26 protein-coding genes are annotated in these 25226 nt (G+C 71.3%); 5 read left to right on the top strand and 21 right to left on the bottom strand.

Features of this window, described 5'->3' with window-relative positions; genetic code table 11:
• Positions 1 to 69: 69 nt before the first annotated feature.
• Positions 70 to 2934, bottom strand: a complete 2865-nt coding sequence (locus ACYVLJ_RS24730) for an AfsR/SARP family transcriptional regulator (RefSeq protein ID WP_460440520.1) — start codon at positions 2932 to 2934, stop codon at positions 70 to 72.
• A 144-nt stretch (positions 2935 to 3078) separates the two neighbouring features.
• On the opposite strand from ACYVLJ_RS24730, the gene ACYVLJ_RS24725 reads away from it, so the two are divergent.
• Positions 3079 to 3741, top strand: a complete 663-nt coding sequence (locus ACYVLJ_RS24725; protein WP_460440519.1) for a hypothetical protein — start codon at positions 3079 to 3081, stop codon at positions 3739 to 3741.
• A gap of 301 nt (positions 3742 to 4042) precedes the next feature.
• Positions 4043 to 4342: a hypothetical protein gene (locus ACYVLJ_RS24720; RefSeq protein ID WP_460440518.1), complete on the top strand. Its 300-nt coding sequence runs from the start codon at positions 4043 to 4045 to the stop codon at positions 4340 to 4342.
• 245 nt (positions 4343 to 4587) lie between these two features.
• On the opposite strand, the gene ACYVLJ_RS24715 is transcribed toward ACYVLJ_RS24720, so the two are convergent.
• Positions 4588 to 5568, bottom strand: a complete 981-nt coding sequence (locus ACYVLJ_RS24715; protein ID WP_460440517.1) for an amidohydrolase family protein — start codon at positions 5566 to 5568, stop codon at positions 4588 to 4590.
• Between the two features lie 114 nt (positions 5569 to 5682).
• On the opposite strand from ACYVLJ_RS24715, the gene ACYVLJ_RS24710 reads away from it, so the two are divergent.
• Positions 5683 to 6297, top strand: coding sequence for a TetR/AcrR family transcriptional regulator (locus ACYVLJ_RS24710; RefSeq protein WP_460440516.1), 615 nt, complete (start codon positions 5683 to 5685; stop codon positions 6295 to 6297).
• A gap of 441 nt (positions 6298 to 6738) precedes the next feature.
• Here the strand turns inward: ACYVLJ_RS24710 and ACYVLJ_RS24705 are convergent, their stop codons facing one another.
• From ACYVLJ_RS24705 to ACYVLJ_RS24695, 3 genes are all read right to left on the bottom strand, one after another.
• Positions 6739 to 7185 carry a hypothetical protein gene (locus tag ACYVLJ_RS24705; RefSeq protein WP_460440515.1) on the bottom strand — a complete coding sequence of 149 codons (447 nt, stop codon included), beginning with the start codon at positions 7183 to 7185 and terminating at the stop codon, positions 6739 to 6741.
• A 505-nt stretch (positions 7186 to 7690) separates the two neighbouring features.
• Complete coding sequence (locus ACYVLJ_RS24700) at positions 7691 to 8392, bottom strand: nitroreductase family protein (protein ID WP_460440514.1); 702 nt, start codon at positions 8390 to 8392, stop codon at positions 7691 to 7693.
• Between the two features lie 31 nt (positions 8393 to 8423).
• Positions 8424 to 9002 (bottom strand): TetR/AcrR family transcriptional regulator, encoded by a 579-nt coding sequence (locus tag ACYVLJ_RS24695; RefSeq protein WP_460440513.1) that lies wholly within the window; start codon positions 9000 to 9002, stop codon positions 8424 to 8426.
• A 112-nt stretch (positions 9003 to 9114) separates the two neighbouring features.
• On the opposite strand from ACYVLJ_RS24695, the gene ACYVLJ_RS24690 reads away from it, so the two are divergent.
• Together ACYVLJ_RS24690 and ACYVLJ_RS24685 are read left to right on the top strand one after the other, a co-directional pair.
• Positions 9115 to 10302, top strand: a complete 1188-nt coding sequence (locus ACYVLJ_RS24690) for an acyl-CoA dehydrogenase family protein (protein WP_460440512.1) — start codon at positions 9115 to 9117, stop codon at positions 10300 to 10302.
• Positions 10299 to 11324, top strand: coding sequence for a phosphotransferase family protein (locus ACYVLJ_RS24685; RefSeq protein ID WP_460440511.1), 1026 nt, complete (start codon positions 10299 to 10301; stop codon positions 11322 to 11324). The genes ACYVLJ_RS24690 and ACYVLJ_RS24685 overlap by 4 nt, the downstream gene beginning before the upstream one ends.
• 44 nt (positions 11325 to 11368) lie before the next feature.
• On the opposite strand, the gene ACYVLJ_RS24680 is transcribed toward ACYVLJ_RS24685, so the two are convergent.
• The 16 genes from ACYVLJ_RS24680 to ACYVLJ_RS24605 all read right to left on the bottom strand — a co-directional run bounded on the left by ACYVLJ_RS24680 (position 11369) and on the right by ACYVLJ_RS24605 (position 25105).
• Positions 11369 to 12367, bottom strand: a complete 999-nt coding sequence (locus tag ACYVLJ_RS24680; protein ID WP_460440510.1) for an alcohol dehydrogenase catalytic domain-containing protein — start codon at positions 12365 to 12367, stop codon at positions 11369 to 11371.
• 38 nt (positions 12368 to 12405) lie between these two features.
• On the bottom strand, positions 12406 to 13158 hold the full coding sequence (locus tag ACYVLJ_RS24675; protein ID WP_460440509.1) for a Clp protease/crotonase-like domain-containing protein: 753 nt from the start codon (positions 13156 to 13158) through the stop codon (positions 12406 to 12408).
• On the bottom strand, positions 13151 to 14638 hold the full coding sequence (locus ACYVLJ_RS24670) for a class I adenylate-forming enzyme family protein (RefSeq protein WP_460440508.1): 1488 nt from the start codon (positions 14636 to 14638) through the stop codon (positions 13151 to 13153). Before ACYVLJ_RS24670 ends, ACYVLJ_RS24675 begins: the two co-directional genes overlap by 8 nt.
• 10 nt (positions 14639 to 14648) lie before the next feature.
• Entirely contained in the window at positions 14649 to 14969 is a 321-nt protein-coding gene (locus ACYVLJ_RS24665; RefSeq protein ID WP_460440507.1) for an EthD domain-containing protein, read from the bottom strand.
• Between the two features lie 26 nt (positions 14970 to 14995).
• Positions 14996 to 15367: a hypothetical protein gene (locus tag ACYVLJ_RS24660; protein WP_460440506.1), complete on the bottom strand. Its 372-nt coding sequence runs from the start codon at positions 15365 to 15367 to the stop codon at positions 14996 to 14998.
• A complete protein-coding gene (locus tag ACYVLJ_RS24655; RefSeq protein ID WP_460440505.1) occupies positions 15364 to 15732 on the bottom strand; it encodes a nuclear transport factor 2 family protein in 369 nt (122 codons plus the stop codon). The genes ACYVLJ_RS24660 and ACYVLJ_RS24655 overlap by 4 nt, the downstream gene beginning before the upstream one ends.
• A gap of 115 nt (positions 15733 to 15847) precedes the next feature.
• Positions 15848 to 16489 (bottom strand): TetR/AcrR family transcriptional regulator, encoded by a 642-nt coding sequence (locus tag ACYVLJ_RS24650; RefSeq protein WP_451985866.1) that lies wholly within the window; start codon positions 16487 to 16489, stop codon positions 15848 to 15850.
• Between the two features lie 112 nt (positions 16490 to 16601).
• Positions 16602 to 17678 (bottom strand): acyl-CoA dehydrogenase family protein, encoded by a 1077-nt coding sequence (locus ACYVLJ_RS24645; protein WP_460440504.1) that lies wholly within the window; start codon positions 17676 to 17678, stop codon positions 16602 to 16604.
• On the bottom strand, positions 17675 to 18964 hold the full coding sequence (locus ACYVLJ_RS24640; RefSeq protein WP_460440503.1) for an acyl-CoA dehydrogenase family protein: 1290 nt from the start codon (positions 18962 to 18964) through the stop codon (positions 17675 to 17677). The genes ACYVLJ_RS24645 and ACYVLJ_RS24640 overlap by 4 nt, the downstream gene beginning before the upstream one ends.
• Positions 18965 to 18973: 9 nt before the next feature.
• Positions 18974 to 20119, bottom strand: a complete 1146-nt coding sequence (locus ACYVLJ_RS24635; RefSeq protein WP_460440502.1) for a thiolase family protein — start codon at positions 20117 to 20119, stop codon at positions 18974 to 18976.
• Positions 20112 to 20525: a Zn-ribbon domain-containing OB-fold protein gene (locus ACYVLJ_RS24630; protein WP_460440501.1), complete on the bottom strand. Its 414-nt coding sequence runs from the start codon at positions 20523 to 20525 to the stop codon at positions 20112 to 20114. The genes ACYVLJ_RS24635 and ACYVLJ_RS24630 overlap by 8 nt, the downstream gene beginning before the upstream one ends.
• Positions 20522 to 21319 (bottom strand): SDR family NAD(P)-dependent oxidoreductase, encoded by a 798-nt coding sequence (locus tag ACYVLJ_RS24625; protein WP_460440500.1) that lies wholly within the window; start codon positions 21317 to 21319, stop codon positions 20522 to 20524. The genes ACYVLJ_RS24630 and ACYVLJ_RS24625 overlap by 4 nt, the downstream gene beginning before the upstream one ends.
• Positions 21316 to 22533, bottom strand: coding sequence for an acyl-CoA dehydrogenase family protein (locus ACYVLJ_RS24620; RefSeq protein ID WP_460440499.1), 1218 nt, complete (start codon positions 22531 to 22533; stop codon positions 21316 to 21318). Before ACYVLJ_RS24620 ends, ACYVLJ_RS24625 begins: the two co-directional genes overlap by 4 nt.
• Positions 22530 to 23297 (bottom strand): SDR family NAD(P)-dependent oxidoreductase, encoded by a 768-nt coding sequence (locus tag ACYVLJ_RS24615; protein WP_460440498.1) that lies wholly within the window; start codon positions 23295 to 23297, stop codon positions 22530 to 22532. Before ACYVLJ_RS24615 ends, ACYVLJ_RS24620 begins: the two co-directional genes overlap by 4 nt.
• The gene (locus ACYVLJ_RS24610; protein WP_460440497.1) at positions 23294 to 24301 is read right to left on the bottom strand and encodes a phosphotransferase family protein; all 1008 of its coding nucleotides are present in this window, start codon (positions 24299 to 24301) and stop codon (positions 23294 to 23296) included. Before ACYVLJ_RS24610 ends, ACYVLJ_RS24615 begins: the two co-directional genes overlap by 4 nt.
• 15 nt (positions 24302 to 24316) lie before the next feature.
• Entirely contained in the window at positions 24317 to 25105 is a 789-nt protein-coding gene (locus ACYVLJ_RS24605; protein ID WP_460440496.1) for an enoyl-CoA hydratase/isomerase family protein, read from the bottom strand.
• Positions 25106 to 25226 lie beyond the last annotated feature (121 nt).

The raw sequence follows: 25226 nt of genomic DNA, 5'->3' as shown, positions 1-25226 counted from the left end.
AGCCTGGGCCACGCCGGTATCTCGCCGGTTCTCGCACGGTTCTTTCCGCGCAACAGCTTCCCGTTCGGCTTACGGCGCCCGGCCCAGGAGGGTTTCCAAGGTGGCGTTGGGAACGGTCGCCGACGCGCCGAGCAGCGCGGCGGCCGTGTGGTGGTGGGTCCCGGCCGCCGGCGAACCGAGCAGGTGCAGGGCCCTGGCGAGCTGGCGATGCGCCGCGCCGCGGCCGTAGGCGTCGCCGTGGTCGCCGAGGATTTCCAAGGCGCGGCGGGCGTCTTCGGCGGCGCCGTCCGGGTTTCCCCGCCGCAGCCGCACCTGGGCACGCGACAGGCGCGCCTCCCATTCATCGCTTCGCTCGTGCGCTTGCAGGCAGACCGCGATGCACTCGCCGAGCGCGTTCTCGGCCGCCGCCAGGTCACCGAGGCCGTACTGGGCCTGGCCGAGCACCGCCAGGCCGTACGCCGCTCCGGTGACGTCGTCGTGGGCCCGGGAGCGCGCCAGGCTCTGCCCCGCGTAGCGGCTTGCCTCGGCGTAGCGGCCGGCTTGCAGGTGGACCTCCGCCATGCAGCACAGCGCGACCCGGGACGCGCCGGCCGGGCCGTGCCGTTCGACGAGCTCGATCGAGTCCGCCAGGCAGGCCACCGCCTCGTCCAGCCGGCCGAGCTCCTTCAGCACGATGCCGACGTTCGTCAGACCGCGGCCTTCGCCGAACAGGTCGCCGCGCCGGCGCCGGCTCTCGACCACGGCGAGGAACTCGGCGTGCGCCTGGTCGAGCCGGCCCACCCGGCGGTGGGCCGCGGCGCGGATGCCGGTCGCCCGCTCCGTCGCCTGGTCGGTGCCGACGTGGCGGGCGGCCGCGGTCGCGATGCGGCCCACTTCGAGCAGGTCGGCGCGCGCGTCCTGCTTCCACAGGTACGAATAGAGGCGCTCGGTGATGTCAAGGGCGTACGGGGCGAACTCGGGTGCATCGGCGGCCGAGCGCGCCGCGGCGATGAGGTTGTCGGTTTCGTCGTCCATCCACTGGACGCAGGCGGCGATGTCGGCGAACTCCCCGCTCGGCTCTTCCCGGTCCGTCAGCGCGGAGTACGCGTGGGGACGCAGCCGGGCGTGCACCGCGGCCAGCCGCGCCCGGTAGTGCTCGTACGCGGCCCTCAGCGCCGCCTCCCGCGCGGCCGGCGATTCCTCGCGGGCGGCCTGTTCGGCGGCGAACAACCGGACGAGGTCGTGCAGCTGGTAACGACCGGGCTCCGGCACGTCGAGAAGCGTGGCGCGCACCAGCCGGTCCAGGGCGTCGTCGGCGCCGGCCGCGTCGGTGCCCAGCAGCGCCGCCACCACCGGCCCGCCCAGCCACGGCAGGTGGAGCAGGCCCAGCAGGCGGAACGCGCGGGCGGTCGGCGGATCGAGGTCCCGGTAGCCCAGTTCCACGCTCGAGCGCACGGCGAGATCGTCGAAGTGCAGCTCGTCGAGGCGATGCCGTTCGTCGGCCAGCCGCGCGGCGAGCGTCGCCGGAGTCCAGTCGGGACGGCTGGCCAGCCGCGCCGCGGCGATGCGCAGCGCCAGCGGCTGGTGGTCGCACGCCCGGGCGATCGCGGCCACGCTTTCCTTGTCGCCGTCCCGGATGTCGTCGACCGGACGGCCGGAGTAGCGGGCCAGCAGGTCGACGGCGTTCTCCTCGGGCAGCGGCTCCAGCGCGACGTGGCGGGCCTCCACGGTGGCCAGCAGCCGCCGGCTGGTCACCAGCGCGGCGGCACCCGGGGTGGCCGGCAGCAGGGGCCGGACCTGCCCGCTGTCGACCGCGTTGTCCAGCACGACCAGGACGCGGCGCCCGGCCAGCGCCGACCGGTAGACCGCGGCCGCCTCGGCCGGATCGTCCGGGATCGCGGGCAGCGGCAGGCCCAGCGCCCGCAGGAAGCGGCGCAGCACGTCCGCCGCGGTCGGCGGCACGGCGCCCGCGGTCCCGCCGAGCAGGTCCGCGTAGAGCTGCCCGTCCGGGAATTCTCCGGCCAGCCGGTGTGCGACGCGGACGACGAGCGCGGACTTGCCCTGCCCGCCGGGGCCGTGCACGACCACCGTCGCGGGCTCGTCGGCCGCCGGGTGCGCGATCGTCGTCAGCGCCGCGATCTCCGCTTCGCGGCCGACAAACCGGGTCAGCGGTGCGGGCAGCTGCCGGGGAACGGCGGGCGCGGGCGGCTCCGGCGGAGTCCCGGCGAGCACGGCGGCGTGCGCGGCGCACAACTCCGCACCCGGGTCGACGCCCAGCTCGTCGGCCAGGAGCCGCCGGCCCTCGTCGAACACCGCCAGTGCCTCGGCCTGCCGCCCCGCGGTGGACAGGGCCGACATCACCCGGGCGCGCAAGCTTTCCCGCAAGGGATGCGCGGCCAGGGTGTCCACGGCCCGGTCGATCGCCTCCTGCTGGCGCCCCGCGGCCACCGCGGCGTCGACGTGCGCCTCGACGGCCGCCAGTCGTTCGCCTTCGAGCGAAGCCGCAATCCGTTGCCCGGCAAGGGTTTCGCCGAACCAGCCGGACGGCGGTTCGCGCCACAGGTCCAGCGCCGAGCCGAGCAGGCCGAGCGCGTCCGCGGGCGGTGCGCTGCGCGCGGCGGAGACGCGGGCGCGGAACTCGGCCACGTCGACCGCGTCCGCCCGGACGTCGAGCCGGTACCCGGCGCGGCCGCCGATGATCGCGGCCGGGGTGCCCGCCAGCAGCGCCCGGAGCCGCGACAGCCGGACCTGCACCATCTTGCGCCCGGTCGCCGGAGCTTCGTCCGGCCACAGCACCGCCATCAGGGTGTCGACCGGCACCAGCCGGTTCGCGTTGACCAGCAGGACCCCGAGGAGCTGGGCCACCTGCCCCTCGGGCAGGGGCACCGGCACCCCGGCCCGCCGGACCTCGACCGGGCCGAGCACCCGGAACGCCATCGCCGCATCGGCCGCCATTTCATCCCCCCGTGACTCAGCCCGCCGAAAGTGATTCTAAAGCGCCCGGGCGTGCGGGGTTACCGAAAAGGAAACAGCCGGATACCGGCCACCGGCAAGCTTCCGGACCAAGCACCCAGCCGTACGAACCCGAGGAGTTCCGCCATGTCTCGCCGGATGCAGTCCTACACCGCGGCCGCAGCGGGCTTGCTGTTGCTGACCGCCTGCTCCAGCACCACCCAGGGGGCCGCGACCCCCGCAGCGCAGCCGCTTCCCCCGTCGACCGCACCGGTCCCCACGTCGAGCACCGCGGCGCCGGCCACGACCGGCAGCACCGCCTCCGTCGGTTACGCACAGCCGGGCGCCAAGTTCCATTTCGGGCAAAAGGCCGATGTGCCGTTCAAGTCCGAAAACGTCACCGGCACCCTCGGCCTCGCGGTGACGGGGATCGACAAGGGCGCACCCTCCGACCTCGCGCCGCTCAGACTCGGCGACAAGGCGAACGGCCTGACGCCGTACTACCTGCGGGTCACCGTGACGGACGACTCCGGCGGCAACTTCGCCTACACCGCCGCGCCACCGCTGCGCGGCCTCCTCCCCGACGGTTCCGACGCCCAAGAGGTGGCGGTGTTCACCCATTTCGACAAATGCGACAACGCGGGCGCCGGACGGGACTTCACCACAACCGGCGCCGGCTACCAAACCTGCGTCCTGGTGCTCGCTCCCGGCACGACCCCGGTCAGCGGCGCCGGCTATGACAACAGCGAGTACACCAGCGTCGCCCCCAACACCGACTACGGCGGCGCGCCACTCACCTGGCAGCCCTGACTCGCCACGCCGGCCCTGGCCCCGTGATGGAGATGGAGCGACCAGCGGTGGAGCACGTGCAGTACAAAATGGACCTACAACCCGTACGGCGGCCAGGCTCTCCATGGACCGGCTTTTGCGCCGAATCCCGTCGAACTCGCATCGGCCGCTCCCCTCGTGACTTCCCCTGACCGGTACTTGCCCGCAGACGCCGGCCCGCGCGAGTCGTCGTGACCCGGATTCCCGAACACCGGTAACCGCACGGTAAGGATCACCGGTCGCGGTGCGTGTGAGACTGGAGTGACCCGACGAGGAGGACACCATGACCCGCAGTCAGTCACACCCGGCCTCGACCGGCAGCGTTGCCAAGAACCGGTGGACCCGCGCGGGAATCTCGATCGTCTTTGCCCTGATCGTCGCCGGTGGCGCTAAAGCCGCTTTCGACCTCAGCACCACCATGATGACGCACCTCGCCTTCGTCGGCGCCTGGATGATGTTCGTGCTGGGCCTGGCTTACGGGGGCGTCCGGATTCGCCCCGGCCTGGGCGGCGCGCTCTTGACAGGCTTCGGAATCGGGGCGCTTCTGGTGCTGTTCTTCGGCGGCATGCAGATGTTCGCGTGACTGCCATCCCCGTACGGGCACGGGGAATCCACCGGCAGCGACACCTCGATGGCGAGGATGGACTCCAACGACGCGACCAGACCTGACGTGACGCTGGGCCGCCTGCGCTAATCTCGGCGGAGACGCGTACGCGGCGGAAGGGCTGGCACAAGAGCCCGTCGCACCAATGACGGACGCGCGCGCTCAGCACGGGTAGCGCGACGGCCCTGCGCTGGGCGGCATGCCTCAGGCGGCCAGTCCCCGGATCAGGCGACGGCGGCGGGGTTGTCGGCGTGCCCCAGCCGACGGCTGACGCCCGGCAGCAGCCGCAAGGCCGTGGACCGCCCGACCCGGGCGCCGAGTTCGACGCCCAGAAGCTTGACCGGGTCGTGCTCGCCGGGCTCCGGGATGTCGAACACATCGTGCGAGTACGGCCAGTCCGTACCGAACAGCATCCGGTCGGCCCCGACGGCATCGACCATGGTGTTCACCATGACCGGGGCATCGGCCACGGCGATGTCGTAGTAGACCGAACGCAGGTACTCCGACATCGGACGCTTCCCGGCCGCGCGGTACTGCTCGTTGACCCGCGGCGCCGTCGCGAGCCGGCCACTGATGTAAGGCACGGTCCCGCCTCCGTGGGACATGATCCAGTTGATCCCCGGATAGCGGTCGAGCACCCCGTTGAAGACCAGGGTCATGAACACCCGTGTCGTGTCGAAGACGTACTCGCCGATCCAGTGCTGCCACGGCAGGTCCGGGGTCTCCCGCGGCTCGACGGGATGCACGAGCACGGTTGCGTGACGGCGGTCGAGTTCGGCGTACAGCGGTTCCCACGCCGGGTCGCCCACGTAAGTACCCGCCACATTGGACACGAGGTAGACGCCGTCGAGACCGAGCCCGTCGTAGATGTGGTCGACCTCGGCCAGGACGGCGTCGACGCTCGGCAACGGCAGGGCGCCGAAGATGCCGAAGCGCGTGGGGTGCGCGCGGACGATCTGCGCGCCGTAGTCGTTGACGTTGCGCGCCAGCTCGTTCGCTTCCTGCTGGTCGCCGAAGTACATCCCCGTCTCGGCCAGGCAGGACAGTACCCCGACTTCGATCCTCCACTCGTCCATGAACGCCAGATGCTTCTCCGGGGTCCAGGCACTCATCCCGACGCCGCCGGTCCAGTTGATGCCGTGGCGCTTGAGCGTCTCGACGTAGGAGTCCGGGAGGAAGTGGGTGTGGACGTCGATCTTCGTCATGAGGTCTCTCCTTCCGCGCCTTTCTGGAGCGCTCTCTCCAAACTACGCCCCGGTAGAATGGAGACGCAACTCCAAAGTTGGCGGCAGGTCATCGACGACGAAGAAGGAAGCACCATGGAGACAGGGGCGTGGACGTCGAAGGGCGCGGCGACCCGGGCACGGATCATCGACGCCGCGGCGGCGCTGCTGTACGAGCGTGGCATCGATCAGGTGGGGATCAACGACATCCGCGAGGCCACCTCGACCAGCCACGGGCAGGTCTTCCACTACTTCCCCGGCGGACGCGCGCAGCTCCTGCAGGCAGTCGTCGAACGGCAGGCCCGGCAGGCGCTCGAGGACCAGCAGCCGCCGCTCGAAGAACTGGACACGTGGGAGTCCTGGCTCGCTTGGAAGGACCGGCTCCTCACGGTGCACACCGAGCGCGGCGCGAGGGGCGGGTGCCCGCTCGGGTCACTGACCGCTCAGCTCGCCGAGGAAGATCCCGAAGCACGTCGCCTCATCGACGCCGGGTTCCACGAGTGGACCGGGTACCTCGCACGCGGCTTGAGCCGCATGCGGGAAAACGGGCACCTGCTGCCCGACACGGATCCCACCGCCCTTGCCGAGAACATCCTCACCATCGTCCAGGGCGGATTCGTCCTCATGCAGGCCTCGCGCTCAATCCGGCGGCTGTCCGACGCACTCGATCTGGCCCTGCGGGTGCTGGCCGCCGCCATGCCACCGTCCTGACCGCCGGCCGGCGCCGCACCCGGGCCTCGTGGCACCCGGAGGAGTTCGGCCGGCGGCTATCCGCGGACAAAGGGCGGCCACTTACAGCCCAACATGGGTGATACGGGCGGCAATGCGGCCGTTCGGGTGCAGGTCAACCCCGGTCTCGTCATCTGTTCAGGGCGACCGCGGTCCGCCCTCGACACCATGACACGCGCAGTCTCCCCGCGCCGAGCAGATACCACGGGCGCGGCGTGATCGTGGCGGAGTACTTCGACTACGGATGCTCACGCCGACCGCCCTGGCGCGAACGCCCGGCCGCAGCCCAGCTGATCGCGGCCGCGAAACAGCCGAACGGTCCGTTCGACGCGGTCGTGATTGGAGAGTACGAGCGAGCGTTCCGCGGAGACCAGTTCGACGCCGTGCTGAGCACGCGGGCCGCATGCGGCCAATGGCCTCGAGTCAGGTCTGCTTGCGGCTCGCGATCTCGTCGGCGAGCTGCCGGACACGGGCCGGGTCTGCGTCCCGGGCAAGAGCGACGTAGTGGTCCATGACGGCCGGTCGGTAGCGCACGGGCAACGTCTGTCCCGGGACGAGTCGGGTGAGCTCGGTGAGCGTGAGGTCTTCGTCTGCGATACCTCGGAACGTGCTGCCGTCGGAGGTCTCCACGTCGAACATCAGGACCACGCGCGGATTGCTGTTGATCTCCCGCCAATCGACGAGAACGCCGAGCGCAAGCTCCCCGGTACGCAGTTCCGCGTTCCGCTTGCCTGCGTCGCGGCTCAGGAACGGGTTCGGGGTGACGCCTGGGAATTCGGGCCCGACGCCGAGCGATTCCCGAGTCAGGTCGGGCCCGAGCTGCGCCATCAGATCGTTCAGACCGTTGACCTTCCTCTTCCGACCGAACACCCTGCCCCCTCTTCCGCCCGCCAGTGCTGCGACCTCGTCGTGGCGCTTCGTCCTTCTCGTGATCATACGTCGCGGTCATCCCCGACGTCCGCCGCTTCGCCCCGTCCCGATGGGTCGCCTCTGCGATAGCGGACAGGCTCGATCAGCACACCTGTCCGCCCGACCAGGTCGCGGCGCGTTCATCACACCTGCCACCTGCACTATCCGCTGCCCGGCCGATTCGGTGCGCCGCGGCGCCTCGGTGGAGCCGGATGACTGGTAACTGATTTCCGGCGGCAGTGGTCGATGGTCGTTGTAGTGACTGTTCCCGGTGCCCAGGACTGCGGTGCGGTGGGGCGTGATCCGCTTGTGCCGGCCCCCGCAGGACGGTGGCGAAGTCCGGTCGCGGTCCAGGCTTTCTCATCAGGCAGGGATTCGGTGTACGCCAGGCGTGAGTAGCCGCGGATCCGTCAGCCCGGGCCACGGACCACAACGCGCCGAAATCACGGCGTGGAGGGATCACCGGTCAGGAAGCAGGCGAGGCGGCGATGCCGCCGAGCGGAGGCGCGGTGAGCTTGGCGGTGTCCCAGCCATCCCAGTGGATGACCTCATCCGCTTCCGGCCGCGCGGCGGGACCGAACTTCTCCCCTCGGGTGAACGCGAGCGGGGTCAGGCAGACTTGCTGGACCCGCTCGTACGGAATGCCCAGCACGTCGGCGACGTCCTTCTCCCGGGCCAGGTGCATCGTCGTCCAGCAGGTTCCGAGCCCGCGCGCCCGGGCGGCGAGCATGAAACTCCACGTCGCCGGCAGCACACCGCCGAGCATCGACGCGCTGGTGAACGCGGAACTGCCGTCCAGCCGCACGCCGTCGAGGCACGCGATCACGATCGTTCCGACTTCGTGCAACGCCCGCTCCAGGGCGTCCGCCGACCGTGCCGTTCGCTGTTGTGCGCCGGCGGCCTCGTCGCCCATCACCTCGACCCGGCCGATGTAGCCGGCCGAAGCACGGTAGGAGCCGAGGTAGATCTCGGAATAGATCTCCGCCACCGCCGCCCGCCGGCCCGGATCGCGGATCACCACGAACCTCGTCCGGGGCAGGTTGGACCCGGCCGGCGCTTGAAGAGCGAGGGCGACACACTCGCGGATGAGGCTCTCGGGGACGTCGCGGCCCGGGTCGAGCCGCTTGCGCACGGCGCGGGTGGTGGCCAGCATCTCGTCGGCATCCATGAACTGAACCAAACTCAGTTTGGTGGGAATGTCAAGCGCCGACCAGCCGTGACGCGAACTCGACGTACTCCCAGACCACTTCGTTTTCGGTGAGCTCGCCGTCTTCCCGATACCAGGTCGCCACGCCCATCCCCAGGTCGAGCAGCGCGTACGAAGCCAGCTTCACCGACCGCACGTGGAACCGGCCGGCCGTCACGCCGGCCTCGACCAGGCGCCGGAACGCCGACTCGTAGGCCGACCTGCGCGCGAGGATCTCGGTTCGGTGCGGCTCCTCCAGGCTGCGCAGCTCGCGGTTGCCGACGAAGGCTTCGAGACGGTGCCGCGCGTGGTACCGCACATGGGCCTCGACCGCCCGGCGCAGGCTCGCGCCGACATCGGTGATCCCGGCCGTCGCCCGCGCGTGCTCCGCCAGCAGCGCGTCCATCGTCCCCGCCATGATGCCCGCCAGCAGCTCCTGTTTGGACCCGACGTGCTTGTAGAGACTCGGGCCGCGGATGCCCACCCGCGCTCCGATGTCGGCCATCGTCGTCGCTTCGTACCCGAGTCGCGTGAACAGCTCCAGCGCCGCTTCGCGAATCTCCGCCTGACGCGCCGTCATGCCGTCGGCCACGGCACCCCCTCAGCTGGCTAGCGACTTGTACCCGAATCGGTCACATCGTACTTGACATGGCTGGCGGCAAACAGTTCCATTAGGCTAATGCCTATTAGCCACTGGAGTCCTGATGGCCATTGATCTCTCCCCCGAGCCGGCCGTCGCGGCCCTCGCCGAGCGCACCGCGGCGCTGGTGCGCGACGTCGTCATCCCGATCGAGGAGCGCGACGGCGGGGTCGTGCGCAGCGAGTCCACCCGGCTGGAACTTCAGCGGGCGGCCAAGGACGCCGCGGTCTTCGCCCCGCACGTCGGCGAGGAGTACGGCGGGCACGGGCTCGACATGCGATCGCGGGCGGTCGTCTTCGAAGAAGCCGGGTACTCCCTGCTCGGCCCGCTGGCGCTGAACATCGCGGCGCCCGACGAGGGCAACATGCACCTGCTCGAACGCATCGCGACACCCGAGCAGAAGCAGCACTACCTCGCTCCGCTCGCGGCCGGCGAGATCCGCTCGTGTTTCGCGATGACCGAGCCCGCACCCGGTGCGGGCTCGGATCCCGCCGCGCTGACCACCTCGGCGACCAGGACCGAAGGCGGCTGGAAGATCAGCGGCCGCAAGTGGTTCATCACCGGCGCCGACGGCGCGGGGTTCGCCATCTGCATGGCCCGTACGTCGGGCTCCCCCGGCGACCAGAACGGCGCCACGATGTTCCTCGTCGACGCCGGCAACGCCGGCATGAAGCTGGTCCGGCACATCGAAACTCTTGACGAAAGCCTTTACGGCGGCCACATGGAGATCCTGTTCGACGACTGCTTCGTGCCGGACGACGCGGTTCTCGGCGAGGTCGACGAGGGGTTCCGCTACGCACAGGTGCGGCTCGGGCCGGCGCGGATGACCCACTGCATGCGCTGGCTCGGCATCGCCCGCCGGGCACAGGACATCGCGCTGCGGCGCGCCGGGGAACGCCGCCTCTTCGGCTCCCGGCTCGGCGATCTCGGCATGGTCCAGCAGATGATCGCCGACAGCGAGATCGACATCGCCGCCGCCCGGGGACTCGTGCTGCGAGCCTGCTGGGAGATCGACCAAGGACGGTCGGGCAGCCAGGCGACCTCGATCGCCAAGACCTTCACCGCGGAAGCCGTGTGGCGCACCGTCGACCGGGCGCTGCAGATCTGCGGCGCGCTCGGCGTGTCCGGCGACGTCCTGCTGAGCCGGTTCCTCCGCGAGGTGCGCCCCTTCCGGATCTACGACGGATCCTCGGAAACGCACCGCTGGTCCATCGCCCGCCGGGCCCTGCGGCACAGCGAAGCCGGCCGATGACCGGCCCGGCGGACCTCGACCTGACCGCCCTGCACCGGTATTTCGCGCGGCTGGTCCCCGAGGCGGGCGAACTCACCGCGACCCTGATCCAAGGCGGCCGGTCCAACCTGACCTACCGGCTCACCGACGGAGACCGCTCCTGGGTGCTGCGCCGCCCACCGCTCGGCGGGCTGACCCCGTCCGCGCACGACGTGGCCCGCGAGTACCGCGTCGTCGCGGCCCTGTCCGGAACCGGCGTGCCCGTGCCCGCGGCGGTCGCGCTCGAAGAAAGCACCGAGGTACTGGGATTCCCGTTCTCCATCGTGGAGTTCGTGCCCGGGCCGGTCATCCGGTCGCAGGACCAGCTGCACGAACTCGCGGATGCGGACATCCGGCGGTGCGCGTCCGGGCTGATCGACGTTCTCGGCCGCCTCCACGCCGTCGACGTCGACGACGTCGGGCTCGGGCGGTTCGGCAAGCCGCGGGGCTACCTCGCCCGGCAGCTGCGCCGGTGGCGGGATCAGTGGCAGCACGTGGCGACCAGGGACCTGCCGGACCTCGCCACGCTGCACCGCCGGCTCGAGGACCGTTGCCCGGCCGAGAGCGGGGCTTCGATCGTGCACGGCGACTACCGCATCGACAACGCGATCCTCGCCGAGGGGAATCCCGGCGTCGTCAGGGCACTGGTCGACTGGGAGATGGCGACGATCGGTGATCCGCTCGCCGATCTGGGGCTGCACGTCGCGTACTCGAACCCCGCGTTCGATCCCGTGCTCGGCGGGGCGGCGGCATCGACGAGCCCTCGGCTACCTGACGCCGTCGCCACCGTCGAACGCTACGCGAAGACGACCGGGCGCGAGGTTCCCACCATGGCGTTCTACCTGGGCTTGGGCTACTTCAAGGCCGCAGTGATCGCGGAGGGCATCCACGCCCGGCACCGCGGCGGGCTCACGGTGGGAACCGGGTTCGACAGCGTCGGCGACGCCGTACCGCGCCTCCTGGCCGCCGGGATCGGTGCGCTGTCGGATCCGGCCTGGTCCTGACCGCGCGGACCGGCCCGGGGTGCTCGCTCCGCACCCCGGGCCGGTCAACCGAGACGCGGATCGAGCACCGCGCGACCGACCACCGCTCCTGCGGCCAGCAGGTCGAACACCCGGGGTGCCTCCGACAGCGCGAACTCCTCCGTGCGCACCGGGAGCGCCCCTTGGCGAGCGAGGTCGAGGACCTCGGCCAGCTCGTCTTTCGATCCCCAGTACGGCAGGCGTATCCGGGTGCCGGAGGGCAGCGGGCCCGGCTTGGTCACGGGCAGCACGCCTCCCCCGCTGCCCACGATCACGAGGTCTCCGGCCTTGCGCAGCAGCGACGGCGCCACTTCCGCGGTGCTGGGCGCCGCGGCGAAATCGAACACGACGTCCGCGCCGCGCCCGCCGGTGACGGCCCGGACCACCTCGGCACAGCGGTCGATGGTCGCGGTGTGGTCGGCGCCCAGCGCGCGAGCCAGTTCCAGCGCCGGCTCACGGATGTCCACCGCCACCACGGTCGCCGCGGTCCGGGCGCGCAGGATGCTCAAGGCGATGTGCCCCAGGCCGCCGACACCGATCACGACGGCCACCGCGTCCGGGTCGGACAAGCGCGAGAGCGACCCGGCGACCGCGTGGTAGGACGTCAGCCCGGCGTCGGCCAGGACAGCGGCGTGCGCGGGAGCAAGGCCCGCACTCGGCACCAGCCGGGCGGCATCGACCACGACGGCGTCCGCCATTCCACCGTCCAGGCCCAGGCCGAAACCGGCGACCCCGCTCTCGTGCCCGGTGTCGCAGTACTGGGTTTCGCCGCGGTCGCACCGACGGCAGCGGCCGCAGCCGACCGGCGCGTGCACCACCACCTCCGTGCCGACCTCGACCCCATCCACGCCGGGACCGAGGGCGGCCACCCGGCCGCAGATCTCGTGGCCGAACGTGAACGGGACGGGATACCCGAGCGCCTGCACCCGATCGAGGACCGCCAGATCGGATCGGCACACCCCGGCCGCCAGGACGTCGAGCAGCACCTGCCCGGGCCCGGGCGCCGGGGTCTCGACCTCTTCCATCCGCGCGGATTTCGGTCCGGTCAACCGGAACGCCCGCATCACGGCCTCCCGGTGAACCGGGGCGGCCGGTGCGCGCGGAAGGCGGCCGCGCCTTCGCGATGGTCGCCGGTGGCGAAGAGCGCGGATTGCCCGGCCGCTTCCCGCTCCAGCGCGTCGTCGAGCCGGTCGAGCACGGCCGCGTTCATCGCCTTCTTCGCCTGCGCGTGGGCAAGCGCCGGGCCGTTCGCGAACCGCTCGGCGAACTCATCGACGAAGCCGGCGAACTGGTCGTCCGGGACCGCGCGGGCGATCATGCCCCACTCTTCGGCCAGGCGTGCGGGGATCCGGTCCTGGAGGAACATCATGCGTCCCGCTCTCGCGCGCCCGACCGCCGCCGGGAGCAGGGCCGTGGCCCCGCCGTCGGGCATGAGGCCGACGGTCGCGAACCCGAGCAGGAAGTACGCCGACGACGCCGCGACCGCGACATCGGCCGCCAGCGCGAACGAGCAGGCGACGCCGACGGCAGGGCCGTTGACCGCGGCGACCACGATCTTCGGGCTGTGCACGATTGCCGACGTCAGCCGGTTCGCGGCCGCGATCGTGCGTTCGCCGGGTTCGGCGGCGAGATCCGCGCCGGCGCTGAACGCCCGTCCGGCGCCGGTGAGCACGATGACCCGGGTGCCGCTCGCGGCGGTTTCGACGGCGTCCGCGGCGTGGTCGAGCATCGACGTGGTCAGGGCGTTGAGCGCCTTCGGCCGGGAAAACGCGATCGTCGTCTTCGGACCGTCGACGACCACGGATACCTCATCCATCACGGTCCTCCGCACCACGCAGGCGATCCGCGATCGCCGCGGCCTCGCGTCGCGCCAATTTGCCGACCCGGTTCTGCGGCAGCGCGTCGACGCGGAAGACGTACTCGGGCCACTTTCCCTTCGCGAGTCCCTCGCCGTCGAGGTGCCGCTGGAGCGCCGGCACGTCGAGGTCCTCGCGCGCGGTGACCAGCAAGGCCGCGACGCGCTCGCCCAGCACGGCGTCGGGGACCGGGACCACGCACACCTGGTCGATCTCCGGGTGCCGGGCGATCGCGCTCTCGACTTCGGTGATGTCGATGTTGCGACCGCCGCGGATGACGATGTCCTTCTCGCGCCCCTTCACGCTCACCGAGCCGTCAGGCGCGATTTCCATCAGGTCACCGGTGGCCAGGAACCCGTCCTCGGTCAGCGGCGGGCGCTCGACCGTCCCTTGGCGTGCGTAGCCCAGGAACAGCGACGGACCCCGGACCTGGGCATGGCCCGTCACGCCGGTCCCCAGCGGTGCGCCCAGCTCGTCCACGACGCGCAGTTCGGTCCCGGGGAAGGGCCGGCCATCGGTGCCGAGCCGATGATCCGCCGCGTCCGACGGCGACGACGTGGTGTGCCCCAGGCACTCGGACATGCCGAACACGCGCAGGAGACGCGTGCCCAGCCGTCGTTCGGCGCGCCCGAGCGCGCCGGCGTCCATCGGACCGCCACCCACCGTCATCGCCGTCATCGCGGTCAGCGCGCCGTCGGCGCCTTCCGCCGAGCCCATCTGCAGGGCCATGGTGGGCACGCACATCGTCCACCGCGCCGCGTGCTCGGCCATGAGCCGGACCGCCGCGCCCGGTTCCCACTTCGGCAGCAGGAGCATCGGCCCGCCCAGCATCAGGGGCAGGTAGAGGCCGAAACAGATCGCCGCGGCGGAAGACAGGGGCACCAGCGCGCCGACCGGGTCGCCGGGCCGCAGCCCCACCGCCTCGATCGTGCGGCGGCTCGCGTACCGGAGGGCGGCCTCGCTCTGCACCACTCCCTTGGCGCGGCCGGTCGAACCGGAGGTGAGCCCAATGACGACCCCGCCCGCCCAGCGGTCCGGCGCGGACCGCCCCGCGGCGGCGAGCCCCCAGCCTTCGAGGACCGGGCCGCCAGCAGGCTCGGTGTCCCAAGAGGACAGCACCTCCGCGGCCGCCACGACGGCATCGGGAGCGATGTCCTCGTGGGCGGCGGCGAACTCCTCGCGGGTGCTGTGCCGGCTGATCAGCGCGAGGGTTCCGCCCAGCCGGCCGACCGCCAGCGCGGCGACGACCGTGCGCCAGGTGTTGTCGGCCTGGACGAGCAGCGTGCTCCCCGGACCCGCCACCTCGGCCAGTACCTTCGCGAAGTCGTCGGCGGCGCTCAGGACGGCCGACAAGGTGTGCGCGCCATCGGCGTCGATCGCCACGACCGCGCCGGGTTCGGTGACCACGCGTGCGTCGAGCTCCGCGACCAGTTCCCTCATCGCGGGCTCCTCATGCCGGGAACATCTCGCGTTCGTCGCCGAGCAGCGCGATCCGCTTGCCGCGCATGTCGCCGACGTGGCGGACCGCGGCGTCCCACTCGGGGCTGGCGAGCGCGGCACGGGCCGCGGCTTCGTCGTCGAAGCTCAGCACGGACAGTCCGTCCCAGCCTTCCGAGCGGGGTTCGAGCGCGCTGGACACGGCGGTGTGCCGCCAGGCGCGCAGGCCGGGCAGCGGGTAGGTCAGTTCGGCGTGCTCGCCGCGCCACCACTCGATGAACCGGTCGTGGGTCCACTCGGGCGGGCGAGCGGCGAGCAGAACAAGGTTGAACATCACAGCCTCCTGCGGGTGCGGGTGGGTCAGACCGCGTCGAGCTCCAGCTCCGGCGAGCGCCCGATCATCAGTGAGACGACGTTGCCGTCTTCGTCGAGCCTGGCGGCGGCGACGAAGGTGGACTCGAACTCGGCTCCGCGGCGGGTCAGCCCCAGGACGAGTTCGTCGCGGCCGCACGTCGAGCCGGTCAGGACGTGGTGGGTGAGCACGCCTTTTTCCCGCTGAGCGAGGTATTCCTCCATGGCCGCGCGGCCGCCGGCGAAGTCGGTCGCCCGGCCGCCGCCGGTGCCGAACACGATCGAAAACCGGAACGCGGGAGCGATCAGGTCCAGGATGCCTTCGGGGCGGTCCGAGTCGATCGCGGTGAACCAGCGATCCAGCGTCGGGGCGTCACTCACGCGACACCTCCTTGCGGCAGGGGGAACAAGCTGAATTCGGGGTGGAAGAAAACCTGGTAGCGCCGCACCCGTCCGGCGGGGGAAACCTCGGCGGCCGCGGAGAACGAGCCGGTTCCCCGGCCGTCGCCTTCGGTGATGATCCCGTAGACCAGCTCCAGGTCGCCGTCCACGCCGCGGCGCCGGACGTGGTGCCGGCGCCCGACATCGGGCCGGGCCGCGATGTAGTCCTTCAGATCGGCCGGACCGCTGCCACGGATCTCCTTCCCAGGCAAGGCGATCAGGAACTCGACCTCCGGTTCGACCAGGTCGAGCGCGCTCAGCGGCTCGGGGCCGTCGAGCCGGGCGTAGTAGTCCTCGATGATCACTGCACCGTCCTCCTTGACGGACTCCAAACTGACATGAAGTCAGTTCGTCTTCATGGACTCTAAGCAGCCTCGAAGCGAAGAGCAAGACTTTGTGGCGTCCCCCGCGGGGCCGGGCTCAGGGGGCCGGATCGGTCCCGGCGACCATGCGCACGCAGCACCCTTCGACGAACCCGGCGATGGCGTCGAGGTCCAGCGTTCCGCCGGGCCGGTACCACCGCCACACCCCGACGATCATCCCGAGGATGCTGCGCGCCATCAGCAGCGGATCACGGTCCGGGAACTCGCCGGTGGCGATCCCCCGCTCGAGCAGTTCCGCCCAGTTGTGTTCGATCTTCACGACCAGGGCGCGGCACGCCAGCCGCTCGGTCTCTTCGCGTTCCGACGCCCGCTCGTTGGCCAGCAACGCGATATTGGCCTGCAGAATGCGGTTCTGCTGCACTTCCCACGGCGGGATCGCGCAGGCGGCGGCCACGGCCGCGCGCAGGGCCGCCACCGCGGTGGGGGTCTCCTTCGTCGCCTCGTGGAACGCGGTGTCGGAGTTGCGCAGCCCGAGCCGCATGATCGTGAGCAGGCAGTGCGCTTTGGACTCGAAGTAGTGGTACAGCGCGGTGTGCCCGATGCCGACCCGTTCGGCGATCTCCGACCACTTGGTGGCCTCGTAGCCGACCTCCCCGAAACGCTCGACGGCCACGGCCAGGATCGCCGGCCGCTTGGACCGCGGGCCGTCGTCGGACTCGGTCAATGACTCAATGCTCACGCTGGGCTCCCTGGGCTGGTGACCACCACACTCTAAAGGTCACCTGAACCGGCTTCAGGTCATTCGCCGAACCGCGTGTTCCGCGACCGCCGGCCCGGGGTCGCCGCCGGCGTCAGACCCCGATGGCGTCGAGGAGGGCATCACGACGACTCCCTTCGAAGAGGACCGCACTGCTGAGCGCGCGCCGGACGTGCAGGTGGGCGGAATGTTCCCAGGTAAAGCCGATTCCGCCGTGGACCTGGACGTTCTCGTCGGCGACCCAGCGGTAGGCGTCCCCGCACACCAGCGCCGCCGTCGCGGTCGCGCGGGCCGCCTCGGCCGTGTCCCCGGCGATCTCGGCGGCCGCCCACAGCGACGCCGACCGGGCCGCCTCCACCTGGACGGCCATGTCGGCGCAGCGGTGCTTGATCGCCTGGAACGTGGCGATCGGCCGGCCGAACTGCAGCCGGTTCGCCGCGTGGTCCACGGCGAGCTCCATGGCCGCGGCGGCCCCGCCGGTCTGTTCGGCGGCGAGCGCGGCGGAGGCACGCAGCAGCACCCGTTCGAGCACCGGCGCGGCCTCGCCGGTGGCGCCCAGCAGGACGGCCGGCGCGCCGTCGAAGGCCACGCTCGCCGGCTGCCGGTTCGGATCGATGGCCCGGACCGGACGACGGCTGACTTCCGGACGCGCGCCTTCAACGGCGAACAGCGACGGGCCCTCGGTGGTTTCCGCCGTGACGAACAGCAGATCCGCGGTCGCCCCTTCGAGCACCAGGACCTTCTCGCCGGAGACGAACCACTCCCCCCGCGCGTCCGGGACCGCACGGGTCTGGCTGTGCTCACGGTAGGCGAGGGTGGCCGTGACCGTGCCGTCGAGCAGTGCCGGGAGGAAGTCGTGCCGCCGGGCGCCGCTCGTGTGCAGCAGCACCCCGACCCCGAGCACGGCGGTGGTGAACCAGGGCAGCCTCGCCAGGGAACGGCCCAGCTCCTCCGCCACGACCGCGACCTCACGGAAACCGGCGCCGGCGCCGCCGTGCTCCTCCGGCACATCGAGTCCGGCCACGCCGAGTTCCGCGGCGAACCGCCGCCAGATCGCGGGATCCCAGCCCTGGTCCGGATCACGCGCCGGTTCGGCGTGCTTGGCCAAGAACTCGCGCACGACCGCCCGCAGCTCTTCGGCCTCGGCGTCGGGGGTGATGCGCGGGCTCATGCTCCGGCCTCCAGGACGTCGGCGAACCGCAGCCGCGCCTCGGCCCGCAGGTTCGGCCGGGTGTAGGGCGGGAAGAGCCCGTCGTCGGGTTCGGTGCCGCGCAGCAGGGCCTGGGCCAGGTTGACCTTGTGGACCTCGGTGGCGCCGTCGGCCAGTCCCATGTGGAAGGACTCCATGACCCACTTGCCGAACGGCAGCTCCTGGGAGATCCCGAGCGAGCCGTGGATCTGGATCGCGCGGCCGGCGATGTCGGCCAGCACCTTCGGCATCGCGGCCTTCACCGCGGAGATGTCGGCACGGACCTTCTTGTAGTCGTTGAACCGGTCGATCCGCCACGCGGTGCGCAGCACGAGCAGCCGGAACTGTTCCAGCTGGATCCAGGAGTCGGCGATCATTTCCTGCACCAGCTGCTTGTCGGCGAGCTTGCCGCCCTTGGTGGTCCGGGAGACCGCGCGGCGCTTCATCATCTCGAAGGCGGTCTGCACCAGCCCGACGGTCCGCATGGCGTGGTGGATGCGGCCGCCGCCCAAGCGGGTCTGCGCGACCGCGAAGGCCTCACCGCGGCCGCCGAGCAGGTTCTCCGCGGGGACGCGGACGTCGGTGTAGCGCAGGTACTGGTGGGTGCCGACCGGCTCCTCGTGGCCCCACACCGAGACGTCGCGGACGCGCTCGACCCCCGGCGTACCGGCCGGGACGACGAACATCGACATCGACTTGTGCGCCGGCGCCTCCGGTTCGGTGACCGCCATGACGATGAGGAACTCGGCGAACAGGGCGTGGCTGGAAAACCACTTCTCGCCGTTGATCACCCAGGTGTCGCCGTCGAGGTGCGCGGTGGTGCGGAAGCCGGTCGGATCGGACCCGCCGTGCGGCTCGGTCATCGAGAAACACGACACGATCTCGCCGTCGACGAGCGGTTTCAGGTACGTGGCCTTCAGGTGCTCGCTGCCGTAGTGGGCCAGGATCTCGGCGTTGCCCGAGTCGGGTGCCTGGCAGCCGAACACCACCGGGCCGGAGTGGGTCCGGCCGAGCTTCTCGTTCAGCAACGCGAGCCGGAGCTGGCCGAAACCCTTGCCGCCGAGCTCCGGACCGAGGTGGGCCGCCCACAGGTTCCGCTCCCGCACCCGCTGCTGCAACGGCTTGATGAGCGCGTTGCGCACCGGGTCGCGCGGGTTCCAGGCGTGCGCGATGACCTGGTCGACCGGCTCGACCTCGGACCGGACGAAGTCCTCGACCCAGTCCAGCTCTTCCTGGATCTCGGGATCGTTCTCGAATCCCCAGCTCATGAACCGCTCCTAACGCGTCAGCACCGTGCAGGCGGAGATGCCCGGTGCGCCGTAGACGTGGGTGAACCCGACTCGCGGGTCGCCCGGGACCTGGTGCTCCCCGGCGTCGCCGCGCAGCTGGAGCACGTTCTCGAAGACCTGCCGCAGCCCCGAGGCGCCGATCGGCTCGCCGTTGGCGATGCACCCGCCGTCGGTGTTCACCGGCAACCGGCCGCCGATCTCGGTGACCCCGTCCCGGATCAGCGCCTCCTGCTCACCGTCGGCGCACAGCCCGGTTTCGGCCAGGTGCATCAGCTCCGCGCCGGCCTCGGTGTCCTGGATCTGCGCGATGTCCACATTGGACGGTGCGATCCCGGCGCTCCCGAACGCCGCGGCCGACGCCTCGACCGTCGGTGACGAGGCACGCTCGGCGGCGATCCACGGAGCGAACACCTCGAACGAGCCGTACTTCCGGCTGCGGAACTCCGCGGCGGCCAGGAAGACCGGGCGGGCGGTGTGGCTCCGGGCCCGGTCCGCCCGACACAGCACCAGCGCCACCGCGCCTTCCCCGGGCGAGCAGTACATGTACTGCGTGAGCGGGTGCGAGATCATCGGCGCGGCCGCGATCTCCTCGGCGCTGATCTCCTTGCGGCGCCAGGCCATCGGGTTGCGCGCGCCGTTGCGGAAGGACTTCTCGGCGACCAACGCGAGCACCGCCGGGTCGATGTCGTGGTCGTGCAGGTAGCGCTGGATCTTCATGCCGAAGAACTGGGTGGTGACCATCAGCCCGGTCTCGCCGTACCAGGCGCCGATCCCGTGTTCGGCCGGGTCGGTGGTGAACGCGCCGCGGGGATGCTTGTCGAAGCCGATCACGATCCCGACGTCGTGCTTCCCGGACCGGATGGCGGCGTCGGCGGCGATCAGCGCGCTGCCGCCGGTCGCGCACCCGTTGGCGACGTTGACGAACGGCAACCCCGTCAGGCCGAGCTCGGAGACCAGCGTGTCCGCGTCTCCCGCGGAGTGCGAGCCGCCGAACCCGAACTGCATGTCGGAGAACTTCAGTCCGGCGTCCCGCAGTGCTTCACGCGCCGCGTGCACCGCTTGCGCCCGGCCGGACACCCCGTCCGTGCGGCCGAACCGGTGCATGCCGATCCCGACGATCGCGACCTCAGGCATGGTCCACCGCCACGAAACCGAACGTGTGGACGGGACGCCCTTCGGCGTCGTCGCGGAAGGGCACGAACATCAGCTCCATTTCGGTACCGATCGCGAGCTTCGCCGGGTCGGACTCGGCCAGCCGGGCCTCGACGATCAGCTGCCCGGGCAGGGCGATGTAGCCGATCCCGTAGGGTTCGTAGGCCGCGGACCCGGTGTACGGCGGTTTCGGGCGGAACCCCTGGACGGTCCACGACCAGAGCGTGCCCCGGCGGGCCAGCGCGACCTCGCGCATCGCCGTTCCCGTGCACCGGGGACAGCCGTCCTGCCGGGGGAACGTGTGGGCGCCGCAGTCCCCGCACTCGCTTCCCCGCAACGCGGGCCCTTCGGGGGTGTCGATCACGAGGGTGTCGTCGACGAAGTTCACGGCGCGGCCAGCCTTCCGCCGTCGACCGTCAGCAGCGAACCGGTCGTGTAGCTCGCGTGCGGCCCGCACAGGTAGAGGGCCGCGCCCACGATCTCGCCCGGTTCGCCGATCCGGCGCGACGGCCAGCTCCGGGCCATCTCGTCGACGGCGGCCATGTCCCACGCCTTGCTGATGTCGGTGCGGAAAGGTCCGGCGACGATGGTGTTGACCCGGACCGACGGGCCGTACTCCTGGGCGAAGCCGGCCGTGAGCGTGTTGAGCGCCGCTTTCGCGGCGGCGTAGGGAAGATCCCCTGCGGTCGGACGTCCCGAGGCCATCGAGGAGATGTTCAGCATCACCCCGCCGCCGCGTTCCGCCATGCGCGCGCCCGCCAGGGCCATCAGGCGGAACGGCCCTTTGAGGTTCACGGCGATGACCTTGTCGAACAAGGTTTCGCCGACTTCGGCCAGGCTCGGGTAGAGCGGCGCCATCCCGGCGTTGTTGACCAGGACGTCGACGGGGGCCAGCGCCGCCTCGACCTCGTCGAGCAGGCCGCCGAGCCGGTCCCAGTCACCGACGTGCGCCGCGTGCGCGGTGACTTTCCGCCCGGTCTCCGCGGCGAGTTCGTCGGCGAGGGCGGCGCAGCTGTCGAGTTTGCGGGAAACCACCGCGACGTCGGCACCGGCCGCCGCGAAGGCGATGGCGATCTCGCGGCCGAGGCCCCGCGAGCCACCGGTGACCAGTGCGGTCCGCCCGTCAAGGGGCTGCCCGTTTTCCCGCACCCGGGCTACGGCTTCCTTGATGCTCGTGGTCATTTCGGGATGTCCTTCCAGGCGATGCCGCGATCGGCTCGGGGTTCCGGTGGCAGACCGAGCAGGCGCTCCGCGATGATCGTGCGCTGCACTTCGTCCGTGCCGCCGGCGATGCGGTAGCCGGGTGCGCCCAGCACGTGCTCGGTCCAGCGGTAGCTGCCGTCGCCGAAATCGGCGACGAGCCGGGGCCCCAGCACCGCCGCCGCGGCTTCGGAAACCAGCTTGAGCCGTTGCGCCCAGGCCAGTTTCCGCAGCGAGCCGAGTGGCCCCGGGTCACGGCCGGCCTGTCGCGACTCGCGATCGCGCTGGGCGGACACCGCGGCCACCTGCTCGGCCGCCCACACCTCGGCCAGCAGCCGGCGCACCTCCGGGTTGTGCACCCGGCCGAGCCGGCGCGCGTCGTCGAGCAGCTCGGCGAACCCGCCGCCGAGATCCGCGTTGGCCCCGGAGTGGCCACGCTCGAACCCGAGGGTCGCGAGGGTCACCGCCCAGCCGCCGCCGACGTCGCCGAGGCGCAGTGCGTCGGGGATCCGCACCCGGTCGAGGAAGACTTCGCAGAAGGACGAGCCGCCCGACATCTGCCGCAGCGGTCGCACCTCCACCCCGGGCGTGTCCACCGGCAGCAGGAACGCCGTCATGCCCCGGTGTTTCGGCGCCTCGGGATCGGTGCGGGTGATCAATTCTCCCCAGCCGGCGAACTGGGCGCCCGAACTCCAGACCTTCTGCCCGGTCACGACCCACTCGTCGCCCTCGCGCACCGCGCGGGTGCCCAGCCCGGCCAGATCGGAGCCGGCGGCGGGCTCGGAGAACAGCTGACAGGCCAGGGTGTCCCCCCGCAACAGCGGCCGCACGAGGCGCGCTTTCTGGTCCGCGGTGCCGAACATCCGCACGGTGGGGGCGATCAGCGCGGTGCTCACCGAAGTCAGCTCGTGCTGCCCCGGTGTCTCGAATTCCCGCTCCACATCGGCGAAGGCTTCTTCGTGCAGCGGCGTCAACCCGGCTCCGCCGTCTTCAACGGCCCACGACAGGGCGCCGTACCCGGCGTCGAACTTCGTGCGCTGCCAGTCTCGGATGCGGTCGATGAGGGCGCGCTCGTCGTCGTGGGCGAGGTCGTGGAACACCGCGACCGAACGGCGTGGCGCACCGTCCCGGCGTGGCAGCCGTCCGGACAACCAGACGCGCGCATTCTCGGCGAACTCTTCCAGTTCTCCGGTCATCGTGCGGTCCACCCCCCGTCGACGGCCAGCACCTGTCCGGTGCAGTACGTGGACGCCGCCGAAGCGAGGAACAGCAGGGCACCGTCGAGCTCGTCCGGTCCGCCCGGCCGGCGCACCATGGTGTTCCGCTCGATCCAGCGCAGAGACGCCTCGTCCTCGAACATCGCGTCGTTTATCTCCGTGCGGAACCACCCCGGCGCCAGGGCGTTGACCCGGACGCCATTGCGGCCCCAATGCCCCGCGAGCTGCCGGGTCAGGCCGATGAGCCCGGCTTTGCCGGCCGCGTAGCTCGCGCCGCCCCGCGGCGCGGTCGAGACCACGCCGACGATGGAGCTCACGTTGACGACCGACACCGGCCGCCCGGCCGCCGCCGCGGCGACGAGCTGGGCCAGGTGGAAGGGCGCGACGAGATTCGTTTCGAGCACGTCGGCGAACGCCTCCGGCGTCTCCTCGTGCGGACGTGCTTTGCTGCCGGTACCGGCGTTGTTGACCAGGATGTCGACGCGGCCGTTTTCGGCCACGGCGCCTTGGACCAGCGCCGCACGGTCGGTCGCCAGCGACACGTCGCACGGCACCGCCCGCACGCCGGGCACGTCGGCGGCCAGCCGGTCGAGCCGATCCTTGCGACGGGCGGACGCCCACACCGTCGCCCCCGCCGCGGCGAGTACGCGGGCGAACCGCTCCCCCAGCCCGGAGGACGCGCCCGTGACGATCGCGGTGCGTCCCGTCAAGTCGAAGAGCTCAGCCGGAGCGCGGACGGTCATCGCTCGCCTCCGGCCAGCAGACCCCGGGCATCCGAGATCATCTTGGCGATCGTCGGCGGCAGTTGTTCTTGGACCGGATCGTGATGGGCTCCGGTGCGGTGCCGGACCAGGTTGTGCGCCATGATCGCCGCCATCTTCATCCGGCCGAACGCCGCGAACCACTCCGTCGCAGCAAGCACGTCGCCGCGGTGCCCGCACGCTTCGCGATACGTTTCGGCCAGCAGGTCTCCGGTCGGCAGCCCGTCGACCGCGTGCCCGGCGCCGGGGAACAGCGTGCCGTCGGTGAACACCCCGAACCAGCCCAGGTCGACCCGCGGGTCGCCGATGCTCCAGATCTCCCAGTCGATCAGCGCGGTCGGCACGAGACCGTCGAACACCACGTTCCCGAGGCGGAAGTCACCGTGCACGAGCACGGGCTCGATCGCGTCCGGGATGTCGTCCGCCAGCACGCTGACCAGGTCGGCTCCGCCCGGCCGGAGGTCGTCCGGCACCGCGTGCATGGTCCGCGCCCACTTTTCGACCTCCGCGTCCAGCGGGGTCGGGTCCGGTGCCGCCGCGGCCAGCGATCGGCCGATGCTCGCCACAGGGATGGTGTGGAGGGCACCGAGCATCCGGGCGGCGGTGATCATGCGCGCGTGCGCCAGTCCGGGATCGACCGCCCGGCCTGGTTCCAGCACCGGCTCCACGGCCTCGCCGTCGGCGAGGTCCATCGCGAACCACGCCGGTTCTCCCCCGTCCACGGCTCGCACGGCGGGGACGGGCACCCCCGTCCCCGCCACCGCTTCGAGGATCGCGGCCTGGCGCAGCACGTCATGGCGCCCGGCGGCCCGCCGGCCCGGCGGCACCGCTTTGACGACGTACCCGGCTTCCGGGCCCCGGATGGCGTAGGTCAGGCCCGAGCGCCCGCCGTCCAGGACGGTCAACGGCCCGGTGAGCCCGAGCGCCGTGCGCACGCGCGCGCCGAGCTGCGGGTCGGCGTCCGTCTCCACTGTCGAGGTGCTCATCTCGTCTTCTCCGCGTCAGCGGCCGGTCCACTTCGGTTCGCGCTTTTCCAGGAACGCGGCGACACCCTCGGCGGCGTCCTGCGAGTTCAGCGTGACGCCGACGGCGAGGTGCTCGAGGACCATGAGGGACGCGATGTCGGCGTCCAGGCCGCGGTCGACGGCCATCTTGGTCAGCTTGAGCTGGAACGGGCTCTTGTCCGTGAGGTGGCTGATGAACTCGTCGACCGTCGCGTCGAGCTCCGCGGCCGGCGCGCTGGCGTTGACCAGGTCGAACTCGTCCGCCTCTTTACCCGAGAGGAGCTTGCCGGTGAGCATGAGCTCCTTCGTCTTGCGGATGCCCAGCATCCGCGGGAGCCGGTAGATCGGGCCCGCGCCGCCGAACAGCGCGCGGCGGATGTGGAAGTCGCCGATCTTCGCGTCCTCGTCGGCGATCGCGAAGTCGCACGAAATCATGACTTCGAACCCGCCCGCGGTGACGTACCCCTCGAGCACCGCCACCGACGGCTTCGACATGTTGTAGAGCCGGTCGCAGACCTTCGCCGAGACGACCGCGACGTCCATCGCGGTGCTCGAGCCGATGAAGTCGGCCTGCAGGCTGTCGAGGTCGAACCCCGAAGAGAAGGTGTTCTCGCGCCCGCGCACGACCACGACGCGCAGTTCCGGGTCGGCTTCGATCTCGGTGATGATCTCGTCGAGGCGGTGGAGCATCGGGACGGTGATGCAGTTGCGCTTGTGCGGCCGGTTGAACCAGATCCGCGCGATGTGCCCGTCACGCTCGAACTGGATGTCGTCCTCGACTGCCATGAAATCCTCCCAAACTGAACTGACTTCAGGTCACCTTGACACGCGAGCTCAGCGTAAGTCAAGAAATGGCTTCGCCTACTTGAACTGACCTCAGTTCATGCTTACTGTGAGCCCCGTCGCG

It is taken from the genome of Amycolatopsis stemonae (assembly GCF_054781455.1).
This window is presented reverse-complemented; position numbering and strand designations above follow the sequence as displayed.

What these genes read in the sequence shown, in the direction of transcription:
- ACYVLJ_RS24730 (WP_460440520.1), bottom strand. Translation starts at nt 2,934, where the DNA reads ATGGCGGCCGATGCGGCGATGGCGTTCCGGGTGCTCGGCCCGGTCGAG.
- ACYVLJ_RS24725 (WP_460440519.1), top strand. Translation starts at nt 3,079, where the DNA reads ATGTCTCGCCGGATGCAGTCCTACACCGCGGCCGCAGCGGGCTTGCTG.
- ACYVLJ_RS24720 (WP_460440518.1), top strand. Translation starts at nt 4,043, where the DNA reads ATGACCCGCAGTCAGTCACACCCGGCCTCGACCGGCAGCGTTGCCAAG.
- ACYVLJ_RS24715 (WP_460440517.1), bottom strand. Translation starts at nt 5,568, where the DNA reads ATGACGAAGATCGACGTCCACACCCACTTCCTCCCGGACTCCTACGTC.
- ACYVLJ_RS24710 (WP_460440516.1), top strand. Translation starts at nt 5,683, where the DNA reads ATGGAGACAGGGGCGTGGACGTCGAAGGGCGCGGCGACCCGGGCACGG.
- ACYVLJ_RS24700 (WP_460440514.1), bottom strand. Translation starts at nt 8,392, where the DNA reads ATGGATGCCGACGAGATGCTGGCCACCACCCGCGCCGTGCGCAAGCGG.
- ACYVLJ_RS24690 (WP_460440512.1), top strand. Translation starts at nt 9,115, where the DNA reads ATGGCCATTGATCTCTCCCCCGAGCCGGCCGTCGCGGCCCTCGCCGAG.
- ACYVLJ_RS24685 (WP_460440511.1), top strand. Translation starts at nt 10,299, where the DNA reads ATGACCGGCCCGGCGGACCTCGACCTGACCGCCCTGCACCGGTATTTC.
- ACYVLJ_RS24680 (WP_460440510.1), bottom strand. Translation starts at nt 12,367, where the DNA reads ATGGAAGAGGTCGAGACCCCGGCGCCCGGGCCCGGGCAGGTGCTGCTC.
- ACYVLJ_RS24675 (WP_460440509.1), bottom strand. Translation starts at nt 13,158, where the DNA reads ATGGATGAGGTATCCGTGGTCGTCGACGGTCCGAAGACGACGATCGCG.
- ACYVLJ_RS24670 (WP_460440508.1), bottom strand. Translation starts at nt 14,638, where the DNA reads ATGAGGGAACTGGTCGCGGAGCTCGACGCACGCGTGGTCACCGAACCC.
- ACYVLJ_RS24665 (WP_460440507.1), bottom strand. Translation starts at nt 14,969, where the DNA reads ATGTTCAACCTTGTTCTGCTCGCCGCTCGCCCGCCCGAGTGGACCCAC.
- ACYVLJ_RS24645 (WP_460440504.1), bottom strand. Translation starts at nt 17,678, where the DNA reads ATGAGCCCGCGCATCACCCCCGACGCCGAGGCCGAAGAGCTGCGGGCG.
- ACYVLJ_RS24640 (WP_460440503.1), bottom strand. Translation starts at nt 18,964, where the DNA reads ATGAGCTGGGGATTCGAGAACGATCCCGAGATCCAGGAAGAGCTGGAC.
- ACYVLJ_RS24635 (WP_460440502.1), bottom strand. Translation starts at nt 20,119, where the DNA reads ATGCCTGAGGTCGCGATCGTCGGGATCGGCATGCACCGGTTCGGCCGC.
- ACYVLJ_RS24625 (WP_460440500.1), bottom strand. Translation starts at nt 21,319, where the DNA reads ATGACCACGAGCATCAAGGAAGCCGTAGCCCGGGTGCGGGAAAACGGG.
- ACYVLJ_RS24620 (WP_460440499.1), bottom strand. Translation starts at nt 22,533, where the DNA reads ATGACCGGAGAACTGGAAGAGTTCGCCGAGAATGCGCGCGTCTGGTTG.
- ACYVLJ_RS24615 (WP_460440498.1), bottom strand. Translation starts at nt 23,297, where the DNA reads ATGACCGTCCGCGCTCCGGCTGAGCTCTTCGACTTGACGGGACGCACC.
- ACYVLJ_RS24610 (WP_460440497.1), bottom strand. Translation starts at nt 24,301, where the DNA reads ATGAGCACCTCGACAGTGGAGACGGACGCCGACCCGCAGCTCGGCGCG.
- ACYVLJ_RS24605 (WP_460440496.1), bottom strand. Translation starts at nt 25,105, where the DNA reads ATGGCAGTCGAGGACGACATCCAGTTCGAGCGTGACGGGCACATCGCG.